Raw genomic sequence first — 16,487 nt, 5'->3', positions numbered from 1 at the left:
CATCGGTTAGCCCTGCTCACCAAGATGATGGTGGACCCACTTGGCCTCTTCCGACGCGGTGCGTCCAAAATGCCTTCTAAAATCGCGGCTGAATTGTGCAGGGCTGACATAGCCCACCGACGCAGCTACGTCTGCAATGGTCCCGCTCTGGCTGGCGATCATAAGTCGGGCCTCATGGAGCCGCATCGCCTTTACATATTGCATCGGACTTGAGCCGGTCAGCTTTTTGAAATGGACGTGATAGGAAGGAACGCTCATGCCCACCTCTTTGGCCAGATCCGCCACGGCGATTTCGGTAGCGTAATTCTCCCGTAGCCACGTCACGCTCTCGACCAGTTTTCCCGAGGTTCCTTTGCGCTGAAGGGCCGCGATCACCGCGTCACCCTGCGGCCCTGACATGACCCGGTAATGCAGTTCACGAAGGATGGAATTCCCGAGCACGGCGACATCGACCGGGTTGCCGAGTACAGTCAGCAGGCGATACAGGACGTCTCCGATATTGCGATCCATTTTGCTCGAGAGCAGCCCTCGCGGTTTGGCGCCTGAGGGACCTGCGAGTTCTTCCACCTGCAGAGCAATCTCGGCCGCCATCCGCATATCGAACTCCAGATAGACGGCAAGTAATGGCCGTTGTGGACTTGCCTTTGAAGTCATCCGGAATGGAACGGGTACCGAAACAGCGAGATAATGGTCCTCGTCATAGAGGTAGACTTCGCCTTCCAGGATGCCTTGCTTGCTCCCCTGCAAAACGAACACTGCCCCCGGCTTATAGAGAACCGGAACGTCATCTAGTACCGCTTCAGTGCGCAGGATACGGAGACAACTGATCCCGGTCTGATTGTAACCGAGGCGAGGAGCCAGTTGTTCGGCCACGGCGACAAGGCGGTCATGTGCGACGGACTGTTCTTCAAAAATCATAGGATTAGTCAAGCCAATTAGAGAATCCGCAATCGAGTTCAGCTGGCCTTCAGATTATCTGTCATCCACGGTTAATCAAGGAGTTTCAGAAATGTCGAGCAAAACGTTTTTCATAACAGGGGCGAACTCGGGCTTTGGATTGGCGATCGCCACCGCCGCAATGGAAGCCGGTCACACCGTCATCGGGACCGTCCGCTCCGAAGCCTCGCGCGAAGCGCTGGCAAAGAGCCTCCCGCAACTGCGCCCGGTCCTCTGCGACGTCACAGATTTCGACCGCATCCCTGACGTCGTCCAGCAAGCGGAGGACGAACACGGGCCAGTCGACGTGCTGATCAACAATGCCGGATACGGTCACGAAGGCGTGCTCGAGGAATCGCCACTTGAAGAGATGCAACGTCAGTTTGATGTGAACGTGTTCGGCGCCGTCGCTGTGGCCAAGGCATTTCTTCCGAGGTTCCGTGAGCGCCGCCGTGGCTTTATCGTGAACGTCACGTCGATGGGCGGTATGATCACCATGCCCGGCATCGCATATTACTGCGGCAGCAAGTTCGCTCTTCAGGGCATTTCCGAGGTCATGCGCTCGGAAATGGCGCCGTTTGGAGTTCACGTGACAACGCTTTGCCCTGGCTCATTCCGGACAGACTGGGCTGGGCGTTCGATGGTCCGCACAGACAGGTCGATTGCGGATTACGACAGCCTGTTCGATCCGATTCGCGAGGCGCGTCAGGCCGTAAGCGGCAAGCAGCTCGGTGATCCCCAAAAACTGGCCGCCGCTGTGCTTACTCTCATTGGATCGGACAATCCTCCGCCGCAGCTCCTTCTTGGCAGCGATGCCCTCAGCCACGTGACGGCGCGGATCGAGCGTTTGCAGCAGGAACTCGCATCGTGGAAAGCTCTTACGGTCTCCACAGACGGTTAGAAGCAAGACGAGCTTTTTGCTATTGACGATCTGCCTACTAGAAGGTAGACAGATTCCATGAGCAACCTTTCGAATACTTCCGACGAAATCCTGGCCTCTGCGCGCAACCTCATCATGAGTGGGGGTTACAACGGGTTCAGCTATGCAGATATCTCGGAAGTGGTCGGCATCCGCAAGGCCAGCATCCACCACCACTTCCCCAGCAAGGTCGATCTGGTGCGTGAGCTGGTCAAGCGTTACCGGGAAGACGGGCAGGCGAGCGTTGTCACTCTCGAACAGAACGTTCCAGACGAATTGGACATCCTCAAAGTCTATGCGAACCACTGGGCCAAATGCATCGAGGATGCGAGCAGGCCCTATTGTGTTTGCGCCTTGCTTGCCAGTGAACTGCCATCCCTTCCGCCGGAAGTCGCAACCGAGGTGACGAATTTCTTTCGCTTCATTTCATCGTGGCTGACGACGGTCATGGAACGTGGCTACAAAAGCGGGACGCTCAATCTCACGAGCGAACCGCATGTCGAAGCCGAAGCGTTTCTGGCGACGGTATATGGGGCGATGCTCTCGGCGAGAGCCTACGGGAAACCGGAGGTCTTTTCGACGATACTTTCACCTGCTCTCAACCGCCTTAAGCTGACTGTCTCTCACTAATCCTGCGTGGCTAGCCTGCTCAGGTAAATCGCGTCCATCAAATCTACCAACTAGTAGGAAGATTAAAATGAAAAATGCTTTCCCCGCTTTTGCCTTCGGGCTGGCCAGCGTCTTTTCTGTAACCGTCATTTCGGCACCCGCATCTGCCGAAGATAAGAAAGCCGCGCCGATCCATGTCCGCGGCAGCATCGTCGACTACCAGGGTTCAACGCTCAAAGTGAAGACGCGCGAAGGCGAGACAATCGATATCGCGCTTGCCGACGACTGGAAGGTGGCTGGGGTCGCGGATGCCAAGGTCACAGATATCAAGCCGGGCGATTTCGTGGGTATCGCATCCTTGCCAAGGGCCGACGGCGGCGACGGAGCGCTTGAGGTCCTCATTTTCCCGCCGACAATGAAGGGCACAGGCGAGGGTAGCTACGGTTGGGATCTGAAGCCCGACAGCAGCATGACCAATGCGACGGTCGCAGATGCCGTTAAAGGCGTCGATGGCCGTACTGTCACCGTGACCTATCATGGCAAGGAAAAGAAGATCGCCATTCCGGATGGGACACCTGTCGTGACCATCGCTGGAGCCACCAAGGATGATCTCGTTCCTGGCGCTATTGTCTTCATCACCGCCGAAAAGGCTGCAACCGGCCCGATCGCCCACCAGGTGGTGGTCGGCAAGAATGGCGTGGTTCCCCCCATGTGAAGACCACGCCGTCACTGGCCGGAGCAGCCGCCTTACTGCTTCGGCCAGCGACTACAGATCGACGCTGCTTGATCTTCAGCCGTAAAATGCCACAGATGAAAGACGTTGAGATGAGCGCAAACGCTTCCAATGACAATGTTCAGTATCCTCGGACGATCTTCATCCGCCGCCACTCCGTTGTAACCCGGCTCACGCACTGGCTGAATGTGCTTTGCCTGAGCTTCCTTCTTTTGAGCGGGCTGCAGATCTTCAATGCCCACCCGGAGCTTTATTGGGGTCATTTTGGCGCGGACGGCGACCCCGCTGTCCTGACAATCGGCTCCGACGATGATGCAGGCTTCCCAAGCGGCTTCTTGCGTGTCGCAGGGCTACAGATCCCTACAACCGGCGTCTTGGGTGTTTCCAATGTTGATGGGGAGCCGACTGCGCGAGCTTTCCCGTCCTGGGCGACAATTCCCTCGTTCCAGGATCTCGCGGCTGGGCGTCGCTGGCATTTCTTCTTCGCCTGGCTGTTTGTGATCAATGGTATTCTCTACCTGGGATTCAGCCTGCTGAGCGGACATTTCAAGCGAGACCTGGCGCCGAAGGTGAACGAACTCTCGCCTCGCCACCTCGGCCGCGAGGTTCTCGACCATGCTCGTCTCCGCTTCCCCGAAGGGGAGGAGGCCAGGCATTACAATGCACTTCAGAAACTGACCTATCTGGCGGTCATTGTTATTCTGCTGCCTCTCATGGTCCTGACGGGTCTGACCATGTCACCCGGGGTGGATGCCGCTCTTCCCGCATTGGTCGATGTATTTGGCGGACGCCAGTCCGCGCGCACCATCCATTTCATCACAGCGTCAGCGCTTGTCATCTTCGTCATCGTCCATGTGGCAATGGTCGTCCTTTCCGGGACCTGGAACAACATCCGCTCGATGATCACCGGACGCTATGCGATCCAGGAAAAAGGCCCGAAATCATGAGCAAGCTCTTTACTCGACGCCGCTTTCTGATTGGCGGCACACTTGGCGCTAGCGCCTTGACCCTTTCCGGATGTGATTTGCTGGACCAAAACGCAGACGTCGCCAATGTTCTCCGTTCAGCCGAGCACCTGACGCTGAAGGCGCAGAGACTGCTTCAGGGGCGTGATGCTCTGGCCCGTGAGTTTGATGAGAAGGATATTTCTCCGTCGTTTCGCGTCAATGGAACGATCGCTCCCGACAGCGACGAATATGTTGAATTGGCTGAAGGTAATTTTTCCGCTTGGCGATTGAAAATTGACGGCCTTGTTGAGCGTCCGCGAGAGTTTTCGCTCGCAGATCTGAAGGCGCTCCCGGCGCGCACGCAGATCACCCGTCATGACTGTGTCGAGGGATGGAGCGCCATCGGCAAATGGACGGGCGTTCCTCTCGCCAGCTTGCTGCGGCTGACTGGGCTGAAGGCGACGGCGCGTTATGTCGTGCTGCATTGTGCCGACGAACTTGAAAAGACGCTCGATGGCAGCGGCCGCTATTACGAGAGCATTGATCTCATCGATGCGGTTCATCCACAAACCATCCTTGCCTACCAGATGAACGGTCAGGACCTCAGCGTCGGCCACGGCGCCCCCTTGCGTCTCAGGGTCGAGCGGCAACTGGGCTACAAGCAGGCCAAGTACATCATGCGCATCGAACTGGTCGATAGTTTCGCCGGCCTGTGGGGTGGGAACGGCGGCTATTGGGAAGACCGCGGTTACGAATGGTACGCCGGCATCTGAGGCAATCAAACAGCAAACCACGGGATCACAGTCATGAGCAGACGCCAAGTTCAAAAAGTAATGCCTATCTCCGCGACCGCTTCTTCGCCACCGGTTGAGATCGGCCAAACCAACTCGATCCTCTCTGATCCCGACGGCCGATGGGTCGCAAAGCGACAGGGGGAGATCAACGAGGCATTCGAAAAGCGCATTCGCTTGGAGAGCGATCACGGCATTGATTTAGTGACTCCGTCGCACGACAGCGCACATAACGTCGAGCTCTTAGAGAAGCCAGCTGCGAAACTCTCCGGCGAAAGCGATCGAATTGGTCGATTTGAGTGGGACGAGAATACTGCATTTGGCAAACAGGTCGGTTTCTTCTGATCGACCTCGCTTTACAAAATCTCATCATTCAAGAAAGTGGAAAAGAACAATGGCAAACAATCAGACCTCCCTTGCCGCGAGCGGCAACGAGCAATGGCTCAAGCAATATTACTTCACGCGTGCGGCGTTCTCGTTGTTGTGGGTCACAGCTGCCTTGACCATAGGGCAGCAATCATTTGCGATAGCTGCCGCACTCCTGATCGCCTATCCGGCTTGGGACGCCGCCGCGAACGTTATTGACGCGGCCAGGAGCGGTGGCTTGGCGGTCAACCGCAGCCAGGCGATCAATGTCACTGCAAGCTCGATCATGACAATTGCCGTGATCATCGCGTTGACGACGAGCATGAACTGGGTTCTTAGCGCATTCGGCCTATGGGCAATTTTTTCAGGGTTGCTGCAGCTTGGAACTGCCCTCCGGCGTTGGAAAACGAGTGGAGGTCAGTGGGCGATGATCTTGAGCGGCGGCCAGTCCGCTCTGGCAGGCGCTGTCTTCATGTACCAAGCGCAAATGCCGGAGGAACCTTCGATCTCCACGGTCGCCGGATATGCGGGCTTCGGAGCATTCTATTTTCTTGTTTCGGCAATATGGTTGAGTATGAGTCTGTCGCGTCGTGGTATGAGTGAAGCAGAACATTAGACTCCTGTGGAGCTCTTGTTAAACGGCAGCTTGCTTCAATCCTGGCTTATGACGAACGGCGCAGGATTCTAATGGCAACTCACATTCGCAAATCGAGCAATAAGAGCGCTATCAATTGGTTAGTGCAGGAGTAGATCGCGGGTTCGATTCTCTTCAAGACCAGCAACGTCAAGCGTCCGACCCGCACTCAAGCTATTCCAGATAAGGCCGGAGCACCTCTTCGATCCATCCCATGAATGCTCGGACACGGCGTGACAGGTTGTGGCGATGCGCGACCACAAGCGACACGTCCAGCGGCTCAGGACGGAAATCCGGCAGGACTTCAACGAGTGCTCCGCTTTCCAGGTGCTGGCGTATCCCGGAATAGGCTGCCTGGATCAGTCCCATGCCTGCGAGACCGGCAGCCTCGTAAGTCTGCACACTGTTGACATGCAGCGCGCCGGGAAGCGGAAGCGTCGCAAAATCTCCGCCACTCCCGTCCGGATACTCCCAACCATAAGGCTTGGCGCCGAGTATCCTGCTGTAGTGGATTACACGGTGCGTCTGCAGTTTCAGGTCTTCCAGAGTTCGAGGGATACCATGGCTTGCCAGGTAGAGTGGGCTCGCCGCATTCACCATGCGCAGCCGGCCGAGCCGACGGGCGATCAGCGTCTCATCCCCGATCGGTCCGATCCGGAGAACGCAGTCGAAGCCCTCCTGAACAAGATCGACCTGCCGATCCGTGCTCGATATCTCCAGCTCCAGCTCTTGATGGGAAGCCATGAATTCCGGCAGGGCTGGTATGATCGTCGTACGCGCGAGTTCTGTCGGCAGATCGACCCGCAGGCGGCCTTTGAGCGCAACGCTATCTTTCGCAAACATCGATTGTAGTTCGTCTACGTTGGCAAGCAGGTCGCGCGCGCGCGCATGGTAGGCCCGTCCGTCTTCCGTGAGTTGCACACTTCGCGTCGTCCGGTGCAGCAATCGAACGCCGACATCCTCTTCGAGCTTGCGAACGGCGGTGGAGGCGCGCCCCTTCTGTATGCCCAGGCTATCCGCCGCGCGGGTAAAGCTCCCCATCTCGGCAACCCGGATGAAGATGAGGACTGGCTCAAGGTCATGCATTTAACACGTCCCGATTGGATCGGTTTGGAAGAACAATCTGTTCCTTATAGCGTGGTTTGTCATCGATTGGCAAAACAGTAGTTTTGGCCTGGGCACGAACAATGCTCTGTCGATACGACGGAACGCCCAAGCGCTAAGGACATACAATGACCCAATCAAGCACCAAGACCGCCGTCGTTTACCACTCCGGCTACGGACACACGAAACGGCTCGCAGAGGTAGTCGCCGAGGGCGCATCCGCGTTGCTGATTGCGATCGATGCCGAAGGCAACATCTCGCAAGACGCGTGGGACGCTCTCGATGATGCCGATGCCATCATCTTCGGGTCACCAACCTACATGGGCGGCCCTAGCTGGCAGTTTAAAAAATTTGCCGACACCTCTTCAAAGCCGTGGTTCGGTGAAAAGTGGAAGAACAAGGTATTTGGCGGCTTTACCAACAGCGCCAGTATCAACGGCGACAAGCTCAACACCCTGCAATACTTCGTCCTCCTGGCAGGCCAGCACGGTGGCGTGTGGGTCAGCCTCGCCATGAAGCCTGCAAACGTCAAGGCATCCAAACGTGACGATCTGAACAGAATGGGCTCGTACATCGCGCCAATGGCACAGTCCGACGCAGATGCGGCCCCAGGCGAAATGTCGCAAGGCGATCTTGAGACAGCCCGGCTTTACGGCGTCCGCGTTGCCGAAATCGCCAGCCGATTTGCAACGGTTCAGACGGCCTGAGCACCAACGGATCAGTTACCGAAGGATCGACCAATGTCTATTGGTGAGCAGAACCTCTATATCGGCGGGCACTGGGTGCCTTCCGAAAGCGGCAAGACCTACGAATCTGCGAACCCTTTCACCGGAGGCGTGGCCACGCGCGCTTCGGCTGCGACCGCCGTCGATGTCCAACGTGCTGTGGACGCAGCGCAGGACGCCTTCGGGAGCTGGGCTTCGTTGCCTCCGAGCAAACGTCGGCAATATCTGTTGGCTGCGGCCGACGCCGTCGAGGCGCGCGCCTCAGATATAATAGAAGCCATCACGACAGAGATGGGAGGACCCGCCGCCTGGAGGAAATACAACGTCAAGGTCCTGGCGGAAAAGCTCCGTTTTGCTGCAGACGGCAGCTACCAGGGTTTGACCGGTGAGGTCATCCCGTCTGAAAATCCGTCGCGAACGATGATTGTCATCCGCAAGCCTGTGGGGGTCGTCGTCAGTATCGTGCCCTGGAACGCTCCGGCACTGCTCGTCGGCGCGTCGGTGCCGGCCGCACTCGTTCTCGGCAATACAGTCGTCATCAAGGCGTCGGAGCAGACACCCCGGACGCACGGCCTGGTGACGGAATGCTTTGTCGATGCCGGTTTCCCGGCTGGCGTGGTCAACCCTCATCACCAACGCCCCCGAGAGCGCGGGCCAGGTCGTGGAGGCCTTGATCGCCCATCCGAGCGTGCGCCGCGTTCACTTTACCGGATCGACGCGGATCGGCCGTATCATTGCGAAAAAGGCCGGGACCTATCTTAAGCGGGCCGTGCTCGAACTGGGCGGCAAGGCGCCGTGCATCGTTCTGGCAGATGCGGCTTGCTAGTCAAGGAATTGGTGGCGCTCGGGCGCTACCCGTGGCATGGCGCGCTCGGCCGGTTCAGCAAGACCGATCGGGAGAAGGTTGACGAGGCAATGACCCTGACGGATGTCGTGGGCATGGCGGACCGCCTCGTCGAGACCCTCTCGGGCGGTGAGCGCCAGAGGGTCTGGCTGGCAATGCTTGTCGCTCAGGACGCGGAATGCCTGCTGCTGGACGAGCCGATCTCGGCCTTGGACATCGCTCACCAGATCGAGGTTCTGTCGCTGGTCCAGGGGCTGAGCCATACGAGGGGCCTTGGCGTTCTGCTCGTGCTGCACGACGTCAACATGGCGGTCAGATTCTGCGACGAAATCATTGCGAACACGAGGCCGGACGTCTCGTGGGTCGGTGTGGCGTCGTTCAAGCTGCCTACTTCTCCCATGGGTTGATCACCGTAGCGTCCGTGTCTTCGAAATCCTTGACGTTGCGGGTGACAAGGATCAGATCGTGGACGATCGCGGTAGCAGCGATTAACCCATCTATATCACCACGCGGGCGGATCGCGGCGATACGCCCCCATTCGACGGAAATTTCGTCGGTGACGGGTAGGATGCGATCGATGTGATCATGGCGCAGCTTGCGTAACCATTCCGTCAGATGGGCTGCCGACCGCGGATCGGATTTCTGCTTCAGTGCAATGCCGCGCATAATTTCTCCCAAAGTCAGGGCACTCAGATGAACACTCAGGGGATTGACTGAACGCAACCATGATACGGCCTCTGGTGTGCCGCGCCGTGCTTCGGAAACAATGTTGGTGTCAACGAGGTACATCAGAAAGCCACGTCTCGGCTAGGGGTTTGGCTGCGCGTTTCGACTGCCTCTACGAGTTCATCGTCCCAGACCGGCCCGTCAAGTAGAGCGTCAACAAAGGTCGGCTGCCCGGCGCGCAACGCATCATAATCGCGGGCGGACAGAACGACGGCGGTTCGTTCGCCGCGGACGGTGATTTCCTGCGGCCCTTCATGGCGGGCCTTCTGAACCACTTTCGAAAACTGGTTCTTAGCATCCTGTAGCTGCCACTCCATCCTTCCGCTCCAATCTGGCTAGTCTGTCTAGCTATACATATATTCTCAATCGGCGGCGATGAAAAGCGCCCTTTTGATCCGGGAAGGGCTGGTTTGTTCGATGTGGAAACCAAATCGACGCCGGGGATGCGGACGAAAACTTGGACCACCAAGAGGTAGTTCATGTATGCCCATGCAGACACAATTCGGGCGGTCGAGCTGTATATCAAGCTCGGTAAGCGAGTTAAGGCGACGATCCGCCAGTTGGGTTATCCGACCAAGAATGCGCTAGGGAATTGGTACCGCGAATACGAGCAGCACCGCGAACTGCGCGTTCGTTCTGTAGCTCGCGCGCCGATGTTTTCTGACACCCAGAAGCAGGCGGCGCTTGAGCACTATTCGCTTGCCGCTGGTCCGATCACGATAGGAGCGGCTCTGGCTATTTTTGCGTTAGCCTATGCCGCGTTAGAGTACCGCAGTTCCCGCTCCAGGTAGATGCTTATCGCGGGAGCGCGACGGGATCCACAAACGGGCCTCGCTCACCAACTCCCGCGTCGTCCCGTCCGCAAATGCCACGGTCAAGGTCTCGGATCGCAGATTGACCGTGATCGAATCTTCCGTGCTGTCGGCGAAACTGATCGTGGCCGTCCTGCCGTCGACGGTGATCTGGACGTTGTCAGCGGTCAGCGCCATCCATCATCAGTTTATAGGGGAAGGATCGTCATGGAGCGGGAGCAACGCGCTGCGGCTGCAACCGGTGCCATCGTCTCCCTCGCGCCCTAAGATCAACCCGCACGAAACTCTCTATGATCAGGTCCCCGATGCTTCAGCGGAATGAGAATCAGGGAGATGCAGGCGGGTCCTTTGACGGTCCACGTTCTTGCTGACGTAGTTTTGGCGCTGTAAATTGCCCGAGCGCGCGCGGCGTCCTACCGGGAGGCTCCCAATGGCCGAAGTCTAGTTGTTCCACTACGGCACAGGGACTGACACCGGGCGTGCGGCGTCCATGCAGAAGCAACCGTCGTTGGTTCCGGTCACTTCAAGGCGCGTCATCACACTGCTCGCAATCATTCCGGCGCTAGGCGGCGCCATGGCACGCCGTTCGAAAACAATGATGTTATCCACCGGACGAATGCTTCTGTTCGCGCCGGCGCGAACTCCTTGGATGGCCGGACAAGATAAATTCCCTCGTTTGCAAGAAACCGCCAATCCGGTAGCGCGTGAACTAATGTGCCTCTTTTGAAATCTTCTGACATCGACCAGTCTCCGAAAGCGGCGATGCCGATGCCCTGTCTTGCCGCTTCGAGCAACGCACCAATGTCGTTCGACCGATAGTTTCCATCAGGTAGGATCGTCTCGCTTAGACTGCCTTTCCGCAACTTCCATTCAGGGGATGACACCGGCCCCGTGTAGCGCAGCAGATTGTGAGCTGCGAGATCCCTGGGATGGCAGGGAGTTCCGCGCCGCTCAAGATAGCTCGGAGATGCGCCAAGCACTATCTGATGATCTGCGAGCTTCCGAGCAATCAACCGGCTGTCGCCAAGTGTTCCAAGGCGGACCGCCGCGTCGAAGCCCTCACCGACCAAGTCGACGAAGCGCTCGGCATAGTCGACCTCGATATCGAGCCCGGGGTACTGGCGGGCGAAATCCGGCAATGCAGGTGCCAGCCAATGCCGTCCCATGGCAGCCGGGAAAGCAAGACGCAGCCGCCCGCGCAGTTCGGATCCACCGGCTGCAGCTTCTTGCTCCGCTTCGAAGATGGCGGCGGCGGCGCTTTCCAGGCGCTCGGTCAGGCGCGCACCAACGTCCGTCAGCCGCACCCGTCGCGTCGTCCTCTCAAGGAGGCGCACGCCGAGCCGTCGTTCGAGCGCGGCGATGCGCTTCGAGACAATTGTTGGGTGACGTGCAAGAGCCAGACCTGCCGCGTTGAACGAGCATGTTCGAGCAACGGCTAGCAGTGCTGAATATTCGGCCGCGCGACCTTGATCCAGCTCCATACGACAAACTCCCTTCAAGTTGCTGCTTTGCGATGCCTATTGCTGCATTCTATGCAGGTATGTGCGGCGTTGCACGTGGTTTTTCGTGCTTGGGAAGAGCGCTATCGTGCTCGTGGCCCGTCCTGATGGCCCATGCATCCGTCTTGAACCTTGGAGTGATTAAGTGACCTGCCTAAAAAGATCTTTGAGTGCAAAGCCGCGATGGCTCGCCATTGCTGGCGCCGCTATCATCATTGCAACGACAGCGACGTTATCGCCCGTAGCCGAGTCAAAGGCGGCCCCGCTTGTCACGGGTCCCGTTGTTGCCTCTGGAGCCGAGCTTGAGAAGCTATTTGATGGCGGGTACTGGACAGAGGGCCCAGCAGTCGGCCCGGACGGCAAGATCTACTTCTGCGACCTGACCATGACTTTTGCCACCGGCATGGAGGCCGGCAATATCTGGGTCTACGATCCTGTCACAAGTCGGACCACGCTTTTCCGGTCGCCAAGCGGCATGGCGGCCGGGATCAAGTTCGACCATAACGGAAACATGGTGGTGACTGAAGGCGCAGACTTCGGCGGTCGAAGTGTCATCCGAACCGACGCAAAGACCGGGCGCTCCACTATCCTCGCCGGCCTTTACAAAGGCCGCCCCTTCAACGCTCCCAATGACCTGGATATCGACGATGAGGGACGCATCTATTTCACCGACCCGCGTTATTTCGGTTATGAGACGATGGAACAGCCCGTGTCGGGCGTATATCGCATTGACGATGATGGTTCGGTCCATCTTATTCTAGCAGACATTGCTCGACCAAACGGCATTGCACTATCGCCGGATCAGAAGACCCTTTACGTGGCTGAACTGGATCCACTGATGAGTGACTGGCGCATCGACCGAGTTCCGCAGACGAATGGAGCGATGCGACTGCTGGCCTACGACTTGGCAGCCGACGGTAGTGCCAGTAATCAACGAGTTCTTGTCGACTACGGAAAAGAGACCGGCCCTGACGGCATTGCGGTGGATTCGGCTGGGAACATCTATGCTGCAGTCTCCGCAGCCAGTCGTCGTGGCGTTCGGGTCTACAACCCGGATGGAAAGGAGATCGCTTTCGTTCCTGTTCCCGATGTCAGCGCGGTAACCAATATTGCACTGGCATCCGAAGGTGACCGGACCTGGCTCTACATTACCGCGACCAAAGCGCTCTATCGCATCGAGACCAAGATACCTGGACGGGCACGATAATATCGTCTGCCGGTACAGCTCGCACCGTCGCTTTCATAGTGTAACGAATGAGAGCCTTCGGCATTATGCTGTGCTGGCCCGCTAAACGAGCAAGCTTGGCGCTGACCATCTCCGCCTTGTTGAAACTGTGCGGGAGCTTCATCGCCTCGGATCGCGGCTTCGCCAATGCGCGCCGTAGATCTCGTAGGGGTTCAGCACCTTGCATCGCGGTTAAAGCCGACCCAGGCAACTGCTCTGGCGACCAAGACGAGACCTGCACTGATCGCAGTCTTTGACCTTACAGGGAAGAATGTCAGATAAGGTGTCCAAGGCAGCACATCCGTATTATTGCAAAAGAAGGCCGGACAATACGGTATGGATCGTTCGACTGCTATTGACCATCTTCGCCGTAGCGACATCAGGATGAAACCGTGGAGCGCCGCCAACACGCATAGTCGCGTCACCCGGCCCGTTCGCCTTCGCGCCGTCCTATTCCTACGGGCGGACGGATATCAAGGTCACCGAAGCCCTCGACGAAGCGGAGTTCTTCAACGGTACCGCGTCCTTTTCCGCCGTGCTGCCGGAAGATTTCGCGCTGCAGGGTTTCGGTGCCTGGCAGGTTTCGTCGAAGCCGCTGGTGACGGGCGACCAGCTGTTCCAGATCGGCGGCGCAACCACGGTGCGCGGATACGGCAATTCGGTCGGCGGCGGCAGCGGTTATTATGCCAATCTCGAGTTGCACAAGAGCTTCAACGGCGATTTCGGCGTGGTCGATCTGTTCACCTTCGTCGACAATGGCGCGGTCTATTCCATCAGCCCGTCGAAGATCAGCCTCACCGGCGTCGGTGCCGGCGTTTCCTATTCCTATAACCAGCGCCTGACGCTGGAAGCGACGCTCGGCGTACCGGTCGGTGATCCGGTGCCTAGCAGCCCGGATTATACGGTGTTCGCCCGGGTGATCGGCCGTATCTTCTGATAGGGTGCCGGGAGTGTTTAGGGTTGTCTGCGGGAGAAAGTCTTGAAACGTGTCGGTGTGATCGGACGCGGCCGCATTGCCGGGCCGGTGATCGAGGCCATCCGCAACAATGGCGACTGGCAGCTGGCCGGCGTTCTGGCCCGCAATCCGAGCCGGGAATTCGAGCTGCAGGCCGATGCATTTTTCGACCGTGACTATGACCTGATCATTGAGGCGGCCGGGCCGGAAGCCTTGCATGAACATGCGATCCGGGCGCTGGCAATGGCGGATCTGTGGACCGTCAGCGGCAGTGTGCTGGCCGATGATGGTTTCCGGCAAGCGGTCGAACGGGCCGGAGCGCAGTCCGGTCACCGGCTTCGGCTTCTGTCCGGCTCGATGGCGGGCCTCGATGGCGTTGCGGCGCAGGCGGCGGGCGGTGCTTCAAGGCTTGAAATCATCAACCAGCGGCCGGGTCTTGGCAAACAGGCGGGCACGGTGTTTTCCGGATCGCTGCGGGACGCGGCCGGGCTTTATCCGGACGAGGTCAATGCAGCTGTGGCCGTGGCGCTTGCGGGTCCCGGCATCAACGCCACGACCATGACGCTTGTCGATCCGGGTCCGGGGGGCGAACACCGGCTGATGCTGAAGGGTGACGGCGGTTTTGCGACGCTCGACGTCGATATCCTGATCCGGCCGTTGTCGCTGGGCCATCTGCATCCCGTGGCGGCGTCGATTATCGCCGCCCTGAAGGACGCAACGCGCCCGATCCGCATCGGTTAAACCCTCGTCACGCCTTCGGGTCGAGCGCGTCGTGCAATCCGTCGCCGAGAAGGTTGAAGCCGAGCACGGTCAGGAAGATCGCGATGCCCGGATAGATCGCCATCCACGGCGCGAGGCCAAGCGAGGAACGCGCCGAGTTCAGCATGCTGCCCCAGCTCGCATCCGGCGGCTGCTGGCCAAGGCCGAGAAAGGCAAGTGCCGCCTCGGCAATGATCGCGGTGGCGATCGCCAGCGTCGACTGTACCAGAAGCGGCGGCAGGGCGTTGGCGAAGATGTACTTAGTTAGGATCGTCGACGGGCGCACGCCCATGGAGCGCGCCGCCTCGATATATTCCTCCACCTTGATGATCAGCGTCTGGCCGCGGGCGAGGCGTGCAAAGACCGGCGCGGTGGAAACGCCGATGGCGATCATCGCATTGGTGAGGCTCGGGCCGAGAAAGGCGGCGAGCGCAATGGCGAGAATGAGGAAGGGAATGGCGAGAAACGCATCGACGACGCGCATCACCACCACATCCAGCACGCCGCCGGCAAAACCGGAAATGATGCCGATCGGTACGCCGATGGCAAAGGCGATCACCACCGAGACGACACCGGCGTAAAGCGAGGCGCGCGCGCCATAGAGCACGCGGGACAGCACGTCGCGGCCGAGTTCGTCGGTGCCGAACCAGTGTGCAGCCGAGGGCGCCTTGCGCACCAGGCCCCAGTTCGTCTTGATCGGATCGAAGGGCGAGATCAGCGGTGCGACGATGGCGATGACAACGAACAGCGCCACGATGGCAAGGCCGAAGACGGCGGCGCGGTTGCGCGTGAACCGGCGCACCATGCGTCTCAGCTCGGAAACGGTAGCCGCCTCGGTGGATCCGATGGCAACGGGGGCGATGGAAGGGCTCGATGCACTCACAGCGTTTTCGACCTCAGCTTCGGATTGGCCCAGAAATACAGGACATCGGCGAGCAGGCTCATCAGCACGAAGGCGGCGCCCGAGAGCAGCGTCACGGCCTGAACCGCCTGGTATTCGCGGTTGAACACCGCATCGACGACCATCTTGCCGATGCCGGGGATGGAAAAGATCTGCTCGGTCAGCACGGCGCCGGCCAGAAGCGTGCCGAACTGCAGCGTCGCGAGCGTGATGATCGGCACCTGCGCGTTGAGAAAGGCGTGCTTGAGGATGACGATCCACTCCCGCTGCCCCTTGGCCCGGGCGGTACGGACATAGTCCTGGCTCATCACGGTCAGCATAGCGCTTCGCGTGTGGCGCATCATGGCGGCGGCAAGCGCGGTGCCCAGCACGATCGCCGGCATGGTGATCGATTTCAGGCTCGCCCAGGGATCGACGAACGGGCTGACATAGCCGCTGGCGGGCAGCCAACCGAGGTTCACAGCAAACACCAGGATCATCATAATCCCCAGCCAGAAATTCGGGATGGAGATGCCGGAGAGCGCGGTGATCGTGACGACATGATCCCAGCCGCGGCCGCGCCAGATCGCGGCAAGAATGCCGGCCGGTATGCCGATGATCAGCGAGATGAACATGGCGGCCAGCGCCAGATGCAGGGTTACCGGGATCTTCGCCGCCAGCATCGGGCCGATTTCCTCGCGCGTCCGGTAGGACACGCCGAAATCGCCATGCATGACGCTTGTGATCCAGTGCCAGTATTGCACGATGAGTGGATCGTTGAAGCCGTAACGTTCGCGAATTTCCGCCAGCATGGCGGGCGTCGCCTCGCCGCCGCCGATCACCAGCGCCGGATCGCCCGGCAGCAGCTGCTGGAGACAGAAGACGATGACCGAGATGATCAGAAGCGTTGGTATGGCGACCAGCAATCGCTGGATTAGGAAACCGATCATCAGCATCTCCTCTTTGCGTCCAGAGGGCGGGCCGCCGGAAAGGTGGCGGCCAGAGAGACGACCCGGAATGCCG

The 16,487-nt window shown here is 59.0% G+C and carries 21 protein-coding genes and 2 pseudogenes; 16 read left to right on the top strand and 7 right to left on the bottom strand.

Annotation, left to right across the window (positions count from 1 at the left end; all coding sequences use genetic code 11):
* Positions 1–6: 6 nt before the first annotated feature.
* The gene (locus tag GQ59_RS15550) at positions 7–918 is read right to left on the bottom strand and encodes an AraC family transcriptional regulator (protein WP_051903982.1); all 912 of its coding nucleotides are present in this window, start codon (positions 916–918) and stop codon (positions 7–9) included.
* 91 nt (positions 919–1,009) lie between these two features.
* On the opposite strand from GQ59_RS15550, the gene GQ59_RS15545 reads away from it, so the two are divergent.
* From GQ59_RS15545 to GQ59_RS15515, 7 genes are all read left to right on the top strand, one after another.
* Positions 1,010–1,837, top strand: coding sequence for an oxidoreductase (locus GQ59_RS15545; protein WP_037082726.1), 828 nt, complete (start codon positions 1,010–1,012; stop codon positions 1,835–1,837).
* Positions 1,838–1,894: 57 nt separating this feature from the next.
* On the top strand, positions 1,895–2,485 hold the full coding sequence (locus GQ59_RS15540) for a TetR/AcrR family transcriptional regulator (RefSeq protein ID WP_037082724.1): 591 nt from the start codon (positions 1,895–1,897) through the stop codon (positions 2,483–2,485).
* 67 nt (positions 2,486–2,552) lie between these two features.
* Complete coding sequence (locus GQ59_RS15535; protein WP_037082722.1) at positions 2,553–3,179, top strand: hypothetical protein; 627 nt, start codon at positions 2,553–2,555, stop codon at positions 3,177–3,179.
* 110 nt (positions 3,180–3,289) lie between these two features.
* On the top strand, positions 3,290–4,144 hold the full coding sequence (locus tag GQ59_RS15530; RefSeq protein ID WP_037082721.1) for a cytochrome b/b6 domain-containing protein: 855 nt from the start codon (positions 3,290–3,292) through the stop codon (positions 4,142–4,144).
* The gene (locus tag GQ59_RS15525) at positions 4,141–4,917 is read left to right on the top strand and encodes a molybdopterin-binding protein (RefSeq protein ID WP_037082719.1); all 777 of its coding nucleotides are present in this window, start codon (positions 4,141–4,143) and stop codon (positions 4,915–4,917) included. The genes GQ59_RS15530 and GQ59_RS15525 overlap by 4 nt, the downstream gene beginning before the upstream one ends.
* A gap of 33 nt (positions 4,918–4,950) precedes the next feature.
* Complete coding sequence (locus GQ59_RS15520) at positions 4,951–5,280, top strand: hypothetical protein (protein WP_037082717.1); 330 nt, start codon at positions 4,951–4,953, stop codon at positions 5,278–5,280.
* A gap of 49 nt (positions 5,281–5,329) precedes the next feature.
* On the top strand, positions 5,330–5,917 hold the full coding sequence (locus tag GQ59_RS15515) for a DUF308 domain-containing protein (protein WP_037082716.1): 588 nt from the start codon (positions 5,330–5,332) through the stop codon (positions 5,915–5,917).
* Between the two features lie 192 nt (positions 5,918–6,109).
* Here GQ59_RS15515 and GQ59_RS15510 read toward each other — a convergent pair whose 3' ends face one another.
* The gene (locus GQ59_RS15510) at positions 6,110–7,021 is read right to left on the bottom strand and encodes a LysR family transcriptional regulator (RefSeq protein ID WP_037082714.1); all 912 of its coding nucleotides are present in this window, start codon (positions 7,019–7,021) and stop codon (positions 6,110–6,112) included.
* 146 nt (positions 7,022–7,167) lie between these two features.
* On the opposite strand from GQ59_RS15510, the gene GQ59_RS15505 reads away from it, so the two are divergent.
* The 4 genes and pseudogenes from GQ59_RS15505 to GQ59_RS15495 form a co-directional block, all read left to right on the top strand.
* A complete protein-coding gene (locus tag GQ59_RS15505; RefSeq protein WP_037082712.1) occupies positions 7,168–7,746 on the top strand; it encodes a flavodoxin family protein in 579 nt (192 codons plus the stop codon).
* A gap of 33 nt (positions 7,747–7,779) precedes the next feature.
* Positions 7,780–8,376 (top strand): annotated as a pseudogene (locus GQ59_RS15500) (aldehyde dehydrogenase family protein); the annotation flags it as partial.
* The gene (locus tag GQ59_RS33595) at positions 8,360–8,590 is read left to right on the top strand and encodes an aldehyde dehydrogenase family protein (RefSeq protein ID WP_432762589.1); all 231 of its coding nucleotides are present in this window, start codon (positions 8,360–8,362) and stop codon (positions 8,588–8,590) included. The pseudogene GQ59_RS15500 and the gene GQ59_RS33595, both read left to right, overlap by 17 nt.
* Positions 8,581–8,946, top strand: a pseudogene (locus GQ59_RS15495) (ATP-binding cassette domain-containing protein); the annotation flags it as partial. The gene GQ59_RS33595 and the pseudogene GQ59_RS15495, both read left to right, overlap by 10 nt.
* Before the next feature lie 49 nt (positions 8,947–8,995).
* Here the strand turns inward: GQ59_RS15495 and GQ59_RS15490 are convergent.
* Positions 8,996–9,397: a type II toxin-antitoxin system VapC family toxin gene (locus GQ59_RS15490; RefSeq protein ID WP_037082710.1), complete on the bottom strand. Its 402-nt coding sequence runs from the start codon at positions 9,395–9,397 to the stop codon at positions 8,996–8,998.
* Positions 9,397–9,651: a type II toxin-antitoxin system Phd/YefM family antitoxin gene (locus GQ59_RS15485; protein ID WP_037082708.1), complete on the bottom strand. Its 255-nt coding sequence runs from the start codon at positions 9,649–9,651 to the stop codon at positions 9,397–9,399. The genes GQ59_RS15490 and GQ59_RS15485 overlap by 1 nt, the downstream gene beginning before the upstream one ends.
* Before the next feature lie 162 nt (positions 9,652–9,813).
* On the opposite strand from GQ59_RS15485, the gene GQ59_RS15480 reads away from it, so the two are divergent.
* Both GQ59_RS15480 and GQ59_RS31895 read left to right on the top strand, forming a co-directional pair.
* The gene (locus tag GQ59_RS15480; protein WP_432762588.1) at positions 9,814–10,125 is read left to right on the top strand and encodes a hypothetical protein; all 312 of its coding nucleotides are present in this window, start codon (positions 9,814–9,816) and stop codon (positions 10,123–10,125) included.
* A 103-nt stretch (positions 10,126–10,228) separates the two neighbouring features.
* Complete coding sequence (locus tag GQ59_RS31895) at positions 10,229–10,468, top strand: hypothetical protein (protein ID WP_152564341.1); 240 nt, start codon at positions 10,229–10,231, stop codon at positions 10,466–10,468.
* A gap of 229 nt (positions 10,469–10,697) precedes the next feature.
* Here the strand turns inward: GQ59_RS31895 and GQ59_RS31195 are convergent, their stop codons facing one another.
* On the bottom strand, positions 10,698–11,627 hold the full coding sequence (locus tag GQ59_RS31195) for a LysR family transcriptional regulator (protein ID WP_084683183.1): 930 nt from the start codon (positions 11,625–11,627) through the stop codon (positions 10,698–10,700).
* 163 nt (positions 11,628–11,790) lie between these two features.
* Between GQ59_RS31195 and GQ59_RS15465 the strand changes: the two genes are divergently transcribed.
* From GQ59_RS15465 to GQ59_RS15455, 3 genes are all read left to right on the top strand, one after another.
* Complete coding sequence (locus GQ59_RS15465) at positions 11,791–12,852, top strand: SMP-30/gluconolactonase/LRE family protein (protein WP_084683182.1); 1,062 nt, start codon at positions 11,791–11,793, stop codon at positions 12,850–12,852.
* A gap of 430 nt (positions 12,853–13,282) precedes the next feature.
* Entirely contained in the window at positions 13,283–13,807 is a 525-nt protein-coding gene (locus GQ59_RS15460) for a ShlB/FhaC/HecB family hemolysin secretion/activation protein (protein ID WP_341872394.1), read from the top strand.
* A gap of 42 nt (positions 13,808–13,849) precedes the next feature.
* Positions 13,850–14,566, top strand: a complete 717-nt coding sequence (locus GQ59_RS15455; RefSeq protein WP_037082700.1) for an aspartate dehydrogenase domain-containing protein — start codon at positions 13,850–13,852, stop codon at positions 14,564–14,566.
* A 7-nt stretch (positions 14,567–14,573) separates the two neighbouring features.
* Here GQ59_RS15455 and GQ59_RS15450 read toward each other — a convergent pair whose 3' ends face one another.
* Positions 14,574–15,389, bottom strand: coding sequence for an ABC transporter permease (locus GQ59_RS15450; RefSeq protein WP_080954246.1), 816 nt, complete (start codon positions 15,387–15,389; stop codon positions 14,574–14,576).
* 74 nt (positions 15,390–15,463) lie between these two features.
* Complete coding sequence (locus GQ59_RS15445; RefSeq protein ID WP_037082695.1) at positions 15,464–16,414, bottom strand: ABC transporter permease; 951 nt, start codon at positions 16,412–16,414, stop codon at positions 15,464–15,466.
* Positions 16,415–16,487: the final 73 nt, after the last annotated feature.

Source organism: Neorhizobium vignae (genome assembly GCF_000732195.1).
Taxonomy (GTDB): Bacteria; Pseudomonadota; Alphaproteobacteria; order Rhizobiales; family Rhizobiaceae; genus Neorhizobium; species Neorhizobium vignae.
The sequence above is the reverse complement of the archived record's forward strand: the minus strand, read 5'-3'. Positions and strand labels throughout refer to the sequence as shown.